General features: G+C 71.9%; 8 protein-coding genes. 2 read left to right on the top strand and 6 right to left on the bottom strand.

Annotation, left to right across the window (positions count from 1 at the left end; all coding sequences use genetic code 11):
- A partial coding sequence (gene pdhA / locus ABZ281_RS26095) for a pyruvate dehydrogenase (acetyl-transferring) E1 component subunit alpha (RefSeq protein ID WP_356659209.1) occupies positions 1 to 1,064 on the bottom strand: 1,064 nt, incomplete at its 3' end.
- Between the two features lie 190 nt (positions 1,065 to 1,254).
- Here pdhA and ABZ281_RS26100 point away from each other — a divergent pair.
- Complete coding sequence (locus tag ABZ281_RS26100; protein WP_356659221.1) at positions 1,255 to 1,740, top strand: Lrp/AsnC family transcriptional regulator; 486 nt, start codon at positions 1,255 to 1,257, stop codon at positions 1,738 to 1,740.
- Positions 1,741 to 1,776: 36 nt separating this feature from the next.
- Here the strand turns inward: ABZ281_RS26100 and ABZ281_RS26105 are convergent, their stop codons facing one another.
- Together ABZ281_RS26105 and ABZ281_RS26110 are read right to left on the bottom strand one after the other, a co-directional pair.
- Complete coding sequence (locus ABZ281_RS26105) at positions 1,777 to 2,367, bottom strand: TetR/AcrR family transcriptional regulator (protein WP_356659211.1); 591 nt, start codon at positions 2,365 to 2,367, stop codon at positions 1,777 to 1,779.
- Positions 2,364 to 3,881 (bottom strand): 3-hydroxyacyl-CoA dehydrogenase, encoded by a 1,518-nt coding sequence (locus ABZ281_RS26110; RefSeq protein ID WP_356659213.1) that lies wholly within the window; start codon positions 3,879 to 3,881, stop codon positions 2,364 to 2,366. The genes ABZ281_RS26105 and ABZ281_RS26110 overlap by 4 nt, the downstream gene beginning before the upstream one ends.
- Positions 3,882 to 4,041: 160 nt before the next feature.
- Between ABZ281_RS26110 and paaN the strand changes: the two genes are divergently transcribed.
- The gene (gene paaN / locus ABZ281_RS26115; protein ID WP_356659215.1) at positions 4,042 to 5,733 is read left to right on the top strand and encodes a phenylacetic acid degradation protein PaaN; all 1,692 of its coding nucleotides are present in this window, start codon (positions 4,042 to 4,044) and stop codon (positions 5,731 to 5,733) included.
- A gap of 18 nt (positions 5,734 to 5,751) precedes the next feature.
- Here the strand turns inward: paaN and ABZ281_RS26120 are convergent, their stop codons facing one another.
- From ABZ281_RS26120 to ABZ281_RS26130, 3 genes are read right to left on the bottom strand one after another with little or no spacing between them, the layout of a single operon-like run.
- Entirely contained in the window at positions 5,752 to 6,495 is a 744-nt protein-coding gene (locus tag ABZ281_RS26120) for a TrmH family RNA methyltransferase (protein ID WP_356659217.1), read from the bottom strand.
- Positions 6,492 to 7,703 carry an HTTM domain-containing protein gene (locus tag ABZ281_RS26125; protein WP_356659219.1) on the bottom strand — a complete coding sequence of 404 codons (1,212 nt, stop codon included), beginning with the start codon at positions 7,701 to 7,703 and terminating at the stop codon, positions 6,492 to 6,494. Before ABZ281_RS26125 ends, ABZ281_RS26120 begins: the two co-directional genes overlap by 4 nt.
- On the bottom strand, positions 7,700 to 8,428 hold the full coding sequence (locus ABZ281_RS26130) for a DUF5819 family protein (RefSeq protein WP_356659223.1): 729 nt from the start codon (positions 8,426 to 8,428) through the stop codon (positions 7,700 to 7,702). The genes ABZ281_RS26125 and ABZ281_RS26130 overlap by 4 nt, the downstream gene beginning before the upstream one ends.
- Positions 8,429 to 8,504: the final 76 nt, after the last annotated feature.

Below are 8,504 nucleotides of genomic sequence, written 5' to 3' on the forward strand. Positions count from 1 at the left end.
GTGGGCTCGGCGTAGACGTGGGTGAACAGGTCCATGGGGTCCAGGGCAGGGTCCTGGTTCATGTGCTCGCGCAGGGCCGCCGCCATGGTCTCGGCGTCCTGGCGGGCGGCCTCGATGCCGGCCTCGTCGAGCAGGCCGCGCCCGGTCAGCTCGCGCTCCAGCAGCCGGATCGGGTCGTGCTCGCGCCAGGTCTCGACCTCGGCGTCGCCGCGGTAGCGGGTCGCGTCGTCGGCGTTGGTGTGGGCATCGACGCGGTAGGTGATCGCCTCGACCAGGGTGGGGCCGCCGCCCGCGCGGGCGTGGCGTACGGCGTCGGAGAGCACCTCGTGCACGGCGGCGGCGTCGTTGCCGTCGACCAGGCGGCCGGGCATGCCGTAGCCGACGGCCTTGTGGGCCAGTGACGGGGCCGCGGTCTGCTTGGCCAGCGGGACGGAGATCGCGAAGCCGTTGTTCTGCACGAAGAAGACGACCGGGGCCTGCCACACGGCGGCGAAGTTCAGCGCCTCGTGGAAGTCGCCCTCGCTGGTGCCGCCGTCGCCGACCATCGCCAGCGCGACCACGTCGTCGCCCTTGAGGCGGGCGGCGTGCGCGAGACCGACGGCGTGCGGCAGCTGGGTGGCGAGCGGGGTGCACAGGGGCGCGACCCGGTGCTCGTAGGGGTCGTAGCCGGTGTGCCAGTCGCCGCGCAGCAGGGTGAGCGCCTCGACCGGGTCCACGCCCCTGGCGACCACGGCGAGGGTGTCGCGGTAGCTGGGGAAGAGCCAGTCCTGCTCCTTCAGCACCAGCGCGGCGGCGACCTCGCAGGCCTCCTGGCCGGTGGTGGAGGGGTAGACCGCGAGACGGCCCTGCTTGGTGAGGGCGGTGGCCTGCGCGTTGTAGCGGCGGCCCTTCACCAGCTGCGCGTACAGCGTCCTCAGCAGGTCGGGGTCGGCCTTCGCGGCCGCCTCGGTGCCGAGGACGCGGTACGGCTCCGCGTCGGGCAGCAGCGGCGCGGGATCCGTGCGCGGCTGCCAGGCGGGCGGCGGGGTCGGCCTGTAGGCGCCCCGCTGCTCCATGACCGTCATGACGGCACCTCCTCGTGGGAGCGGCTTGGAGAGGCGCGTCGGTTGTGATGCGCCTCACCTACCGATTGTTCGGTCGTCGGCACATTTTGGCTACGGGTGACCTCAGGCTGTGGACAAACGGTTCTCCACAGCCTGAGATGGACGCAGTACGTCCATGGCAGAGAGGCGGGGGCGGGTGGCATCTGAACAAATGGCCGAGAGCCAGGCCGACAGCGGTGTGCTGCCGCCGCCGCGCCCCCTGGACGCCATCGATCAGGACATCCTGCGCATGCTGCAGGCGGACGGCCGCGCCTCGATACGGTCCGTCGCCGACCGGGTCCACGTCTCGCGCGCCAACGCCTACGCCCGCATCAACCGGCTCGTCGAGGACGGCGTCATCCGCGGCTTCGGCGCCCGCGTCAACCACGAGCGGGCAGGTCAGGGCACGTCCGCGTACATCACGCTGAAGATCGTGCAGAACTCCTGGCGCACGGTGCGCGAGGAGCTCAGGCAGCTGCCCGGCGCCTCCCACATCGCCCTGGTGGGCGGCGACTTCGATGTGCTGCTGCTGGTGCACGTGTCCGACAACCGGGCGCTGCGCGAGCTGGTGCTGACCCGGCTCCAGGCGATCCCGCAGGTGCTCAGCACACGCACGCTGCTGGTGTTCGAGGAGGAGGACCTGGAACCGCAGGGCTGACAGGCCCCGGAACGGCGGGAGAGGCACCCCCCGGGGTCAAGAGGCCTTGCGCAGACCCCCGAAGGCCACCTGCACCACCGCGTCGGCCACCTCCCGCTCGTTCATGCCGCGGCCGTCCGGCCGGTACCACTCGACGATCGAGTTGATCATGCCGAAGACCAGCCGGGTCACCAGCCGAACCTCTATGTCGGCGCGCACGTCACCGTCCGCGGCGGCCGCCTTGAGCAGGTCGGCGACCCGGTGGTCGAAGTCGCGGCGCCGCTCCAGGGCCCACCGCTCGGCGTCGGTGTTGCCGCGCACGCGCAGCAGCAGCGTCACGTAGGGCAGTTCGGCGATGAGTACCTCGACCATGCGCCGGACGACGTACTCCAGGCGGTCCGAGGCGCGCCCCACGCGCGCGTGCTCCTCGTCGAGGATCCCGAAGAGGCCGTCCAGAGCCCGGCTCACGGCCCGGCGCAGCAGCTCCTCCTTGCCGGCGACATGGTGGTAGATCGACGACTTGGAGATGCCGGCCGCCTTGGAGAGGTGCTCCATGGAGGTGCCGTCGTAGCCACGCTCGATGAACACCTGGACGGCGACGGACAGCAGGGTGTCCGGGGTGTAGGTGTCGCGCTTGACGGTGGTCATGAGGTGCCCTCCCGCGAGTCGGAGGCGTGGGCGTGGCGGTACAGGGCCAGGGACGGCGCGTAGCGGCCCGAGGGATCGCGCCGGTGCAGGTCGTCCAGGAGCACGTAGGCCCAGGTGCGGCCGAGGCGGCGGCTCCACTCGAAGGGGCCCAGGGGGTAGTTGACGCCGAGGCGCATCGCGGTGTCGATGTCCTCCTCGGTGGCCACGCCCTTGGCGACGGCGTCGTGCGCCAGGTCGATGATCCGCGCGACCGTGCGGGCGACGATCATGCCGGGGACGTCGCCGATGACGCTGACCTGCTTGCCGAGTGCCTGGAAGAGGCCGATGGCCTCGGCGAGGACCTGCGGGGAGGTTTCCTGGGAGGCGGACAGGGCGATCCGGCCGGCCGTGCGGTAGTCCAGGGCGAGGTCGAAGTAGACGAAGTCCCGGTACTCCCCGGCTGTCTGCCCGTCGGCGAGGACGAGCCGGCCGCCGCTCGGGAGCAGCAGGCTCGCCCCCTGGTCGTCGTCGCCCTCGTCACGGACCGGGATGCCCGCCTCGCGGATCAGCTCGAGCAGTTCGGACGCCGGGCCCAGGTCCCCCTCGGCGACGACGTACGCGGGCGGCTGCCGCTTGTCGGCGGTGTCCGGCTCGGGGCGCTCGGCGCCCTCCCCGTGGTCGTACCAGCCGTGACCGGTCTTGCGGCCGAGCCGGCCGGACTCGACCAGGCGCCGCTGGGCGAGGGACGGCGTGAAGCGCACGTCCTGGAAGAAGGACTGCCAGACCGACCGCGTGACGGACTCGTTGACGTCCTGGCCGATCAGGTCGGTCAGCTCGAAGGCGCCCATCCGGAAGCCGCCCGACTCGCACAGCACGGCGTCGATGGTGGCCGGGTCGGCGACCTGCGCCTCGTGGACCGCGAAGGCCTCGGCGTAGAAGGGCCGGGCGATGCGGTTGACGATGAAGCCGGGGGTGTCCGCGCAGGCGACCGGTGTCTTGCCCCAGGCGCGGGCGGTCTCGAACGCGCGCGTGGCCGACGAGACGTCCGTGGCGAACCCGGAGACGACCTCGACCAGCGGCAGCAGCGGCGCGGGGTTGAAGAAGTGCAGCCCGACGAACCGGCCGGGGTTGCGCAGGGCGCCGCCGATGGCCGTGACGGACAGCGACGAGGTGTTGGTGGCGAGCAGGCAGTCGTCGGCGACGATGCCCTCCAGCGCGCGGAACAGGTCCTGTTTGACGTCCAGCCGCTCCAGCACCGCCTCGACGACGAGGGCGCAGTCGGCGAGCTCGGGGAGATCCTCGGCGGGCAGCAGCCGGGCGCGGGCTGCGTCCCGGTCGGCGCCGGTGAGCCGTTCCTTGTCGACGAGCCGGTCCAGACGGGCACCGATCGCGTCGGCCGCCTCCCGGGCCCGCCCGGGGAGGGTGTCGTACAGCCGTACGGGATGGCCCGCGACCAGCGCGACCTGGGCGATTCCCTGGCCCATCGTGCCGGTGCCGACGACGGCCACGGGGCTGCTGAGGTCGAGTGCTGTCATGTGCGCGATCCTCCCGCACGGGGTTTTCCACAGATGCGGCGGACCCCCTTGAACCGACCGATCGTTCGGTTACTCTAGCTCTGTCCGAGTGTTCCTGCCCAGGTTTCTGCCCAGGTCATGAACTCGACGAAGAGTTCTTGAGACGAGGAGTTGGTCACCCATGACCGCCGCACTCTCGGCGCACGAGCTGATCGCCCGGCACCGGTCCACCCTCGACCAGGCGCTGGAAGCGATCCGCACGCGCGCCTACTGGTCCCCGCACCCCGAGCACCCCAAGGCCTACGGGGAGAACGGCAGCCTGGACGCGGCGGCGGGCAAGGCCGCCTTCGACGCCCTGCTCGGCTCCCGCCTCGACCTCGGCCAGCCGGGCACGGACGACTGGGTGGGCGGCGAGACGTCCCCGTACGGCGTCGATCTGGGCGTGATGTACCCGCACGCGGACCTCGACGTGCTGCTGCCCGCCATGAAGGCCGGTCAGCGGGCTTGGCGGGGCGCGGGCGCCGAGCAGCGCGCGGTGGTCTGCCTGGAGATCCTCAAGCGCATCAGCGACCGGACGCACGCGTTCGCACACGCGGTCATGCACACCTCCGGCCAGGCGTTCATGATGGCGTTCCAGGCGGGTGGGCCGCACGCGCAGGACCGCGGCCTGGAGGCGGTGGCCTACGCGTACGTCGAGCAGGTGCGCACGCCCGACAACGCCGAGTGGACCAAGCCGCAGGGCAAGCGCGACCCGCTGGCGATGAACAAGCAGTTCACACCGGTCCCGCGCGGCATCGCCCTGATGATCGGCTGCAACACCTTCCCGACGTGGAACGGCTACCCGGGCCTCTTCGCCTCCCTCGCCACCGGCAACGCGGTCCTGGTCAAGCCCCACCCGCGGGCGGTGCTGCCGCTCGCGCTCACCGTGCAGGTGGCGCGCGAGGTGCTGGCGGAGGCCGGTTTCGACCCGAACCTGGTCGCACTGGCCGCCGAGCGCCCGGGCGAGGGCATCGCCAAGACCCTCGCGCTGCGCCCCGAGATCCGGATCATCGACTACACGGGCTCGACCGAGTTCGGCGACTGGCTGGAGGCCAACGCCCGCCAGGCGCAGGTCTACACGGAGAAGGCCGGTGTCAACACGGTCGTCGTCCACTCCACGTCCGACTACAAGGGCATGCTCTCCAACCTGGCGTTCTCGCTGTCCCTGTACAGCGGCCAGATGTGCACGACCCCGCAGAACCTCCTCCTCCCCCGCGAGGGCATCTCCACGGACCAGGGCCCCAAGTCCTACGACGAGGTGGTCGCCGACCTCGCCCGGTCCGTCGACGGCCTGCTCGGCGACGACGCCCGCGCGAACGCGCTGCTCGGCGCGATCGTCAACCCGGACGTGAAGGCCCGGCTGGAGGCCGCGGCCGGACTGGGCGAGGTCGCCCTGGCCTCCCGCGAGATCACCAACCCGGACTTCCCGGGGGCGGTCGTGCGTACGCCGGTGATCGTGAAGCTGGACGGGGCCAAGCCGGACGACGAGGCCGCCTACATGAGCGAGTGCTTCGGGCCGGTGTCCTTCGCCGTCGCGGTCGACTCGGCCGCGGACGCGGCGGAGCTGCTGCGCCGGACCGTCCGCGAGAAGGGCGCGATGACCGTCGGGGCGTACACGACCGACCCGGAGGTCGAGCAGGCCGTGCAGGAGGTCTGTCTGGAGGAGGCGGCGCAGCTGTCGCTGAACCTCACGGGCGGGGTGTACGTGAACCAGACGGCCGCGTTCTCCGACTTCCACGGTTCCGGTGGCAACCCGGCGGCGAGTGCGGCGCTGTGTGACGGGGCGTTCGTGGCCAACCGGTTCCGGGTGGTCGAGGTGCGCAGGGACGCCTAGGAGGCTGGCGGGGCGCTCCTAAAGGGGCGCCCCGAAACTCCAGTGGTAGAGCGTCATCGCCACACTCGTCGCCAGGTTGTAGCTGCTGACCTGGGGGCGCATCGGGAGAGACAGCAGATGGTCGGCCCGGGCGCGTAGTTCGCCCGACAGGCCGGTGCGCTCGGAGCCGAAGGCGAGGACGGCGTCGTCCGGGAGTTTGACGCCCCGGATGTCGTCGCCCTCCGGGTCCAGGGCGAACAGCGGGCCCGGCGGCAGTTCCTCGGCGGTCAGCCGCTCCACCGTCGTCGCGAAGTGCAGCCCCGCTCCGCCCCGCACGACCGTCGGATGCCAGGGGTCGACCGTCCCGGTCGTCACCACACCGGTCGCCCCGAAACCGGCGGCCAGGCGGATCACGGCGCCCGCGTTGCCCAGGTTGCGCGGGTTGTCGAGGACCACGACCGGGGACGTACGGGGCACGTGCGCGAGCTTCTCCAGGTTGGAGGCGCGGGACGGTCGTACGGCCAGGGCCGCCACGGCGGTGGGGTGCGGTCGCGGCACGAACGACGCGTACGTCTCGTGCGGCACCTCCGTCAGCAGCCCGGCCAGCGCGTCCCGTACGTCCGGGGCCAGCTCGTCGGCGAGGGCGAGGGCGGCCGTCCGGTCGGCGGTGACCGCCACCGGCACCTCGGCGCCGAACCGCAGCGCGTGCTTGAGCGCGTGGAACCCGTCGAGCAGGACGGTGTCGCCGGCGAGCCGGTGCCAGACGGTCACGGGGTCGGTCATGTCCCGAAGCCTACGTGCGTGGCCTCGGAGCTCCCCTGGGTGCGTGGCCCGGGCAGCGGCGTACGCCCGCCCCCGCCCCCGCGCCGGTCACGCGCGCGTGCCGCCAGGTCTCCCAGGCGGCGCAGGAAACCAGTCGGCAGGAACACCGCGTCCGCCGCGATCATCGCCAGCGAGAAGAACGGCAGCCCCAGGACCACGGCGATCACGGCGTGCTCGGTCATCATCACCGCCAGCAGGACGTTCTTCACCCGCCGGTTGAGCAGGGTGAACGGGAAGGCGACCTGCACCAGGACCGTCCCGTAGGTCACCAGCATCACCATCGTGCCGCTGGCGGACAGCAGGTCGGCGAGCGCCGGCCAGGGCGAGAAGTACTCCAGCTGGAGCGGGTAGTAGACCGCGGTGCCGTCCTGCCAGCGCGATCCCTGGATCTTGTACCAGCCGGCCGTCGCGTAGATCAGACATGCCTCGGCCATGATCACGAGCAGGGCGCCGTTGTGCACGACGTTGGCGATCACGTCCAGCATGACCCGCGGCTCACCGGTCCCGGCCCGGCGCCCGGCCAGCCACCACAGGGCCTGCACGACCCACACCGTCCACAGCAGTGCCGGTATCAGCCAGTCGCCCTGCATCCGGCCGACCAGGGTGACCGCGACCAGCACGAACCCGAGCACGCCCCACAGGGCCGGGCCGGTCCGGTCCGTGACCCGCTCACCCCGCGCGCGTGCCTCCCTCTCCCGCACGGCCCGCCTGGCATCCAGCGACCACACCCGGGCGCAGCGCGTGAACACCAGGTAGACCGACATCAGGTGCAGCACGTTGTCGCCGCCGTCGCCCATGAAGACGCTGCGGTTCTGCAGCGACAGCACGCCGACCATGAACAGCACCGACATGGTGCGGGTGCGCCAGCCCAGCATCAGCAGGGCACCGGAGAGGACCGCCAGCGCGTAGACGATCTCGAACCAGACCCCGCCGTCCGACCACATCAGGACGGTGAACGAGCCGTTGGACCCGACCAGCTGCTGGGCCAGATCCCAGCTCCAGGGGCCGTCGGGACCGTAGAGCTCGTGGCGGTGGGGGAGCTCGCGGAGCAGGAACAGCAGCCAGGTGGCGCTGAAGCCGATACGGATGACGGCCGTCTGGTAGGGGCCGAGGGCCGCCTCGGTGACGCGGGCGATACCGCCCGAGACGGCCAGCGAGAAGCGGTTCACCGCACCCCTCCCCGGGCCTCGTCCTGCGGGACCCTCCACCACGGCAGCTCCCGGTAGGAGGGCGTCATGGAGACCTTCTCCCGGCTCCACTCCGGCGGCGGCACGTTGCTGGTCCGGGAGCGCACCTGCACCCGCTCGATGACCCCGGAACTCCCGGTCGCGGCCCGCACCGCGTCGTCACGGCCGAGGCGCAGCACCAGGATCCGGCGCAGATACGACTCCGAGAGCGAACCGCGCAGGCCCACCGGGCGGTTCTCGCTGTCGTGCGTGGCGACGAAGAAGTCCCAGGCGCGGCGCAGCTCGTTCTGCTGGGTGTGGCTGGGCAGCAGGTTGCCGTCGATGGCGCGGCCGTCCTCTGCGGACAGGTCGTACCAGCCGGTGGTCTGCGTCATGCCGTCCGGCCCCCGGACCCCGGCACGGACCTGGATCGAGATGTTCTGCTGGAGCGGGTTCGGCGCGAAGAGCTTCCAGTTCTGCTCGAACTCCGGATAGATCCAGTCGTCCACGGCCTTGCCGTGCGCCCTGGTGACCGTGTTCGCCGGCGCGACGTGCAGGAACGTCATGCCGATGTGCACACACACGCCAATGGCGACGACCGCGAGCGCCAGAGCGACCCCGACCTGATAGCGGGGGGAGAGCGCGGCGATGCCGGTACGGGCTTCACCGGGCGGGTACGGCCCGGTCGATGCGAGTGGCGCGACCGGCTCGGGCGATGTGGGTGACACGACCGGCTCGGGCGGCCCGGGGGGCACGACCGGCTCAGGCGGCCCGGCGGGCACGACCGGCTCAGGCGGCCCGGCG

Source organism: Streptomyces sp. NPDC006265, from assembly GCF_040613555.1.
Lineage (GTDB): Bacteria > Actinomycetota > Actinomycetes > Streptomycetales > Streptomycetaceae > Streptomyces.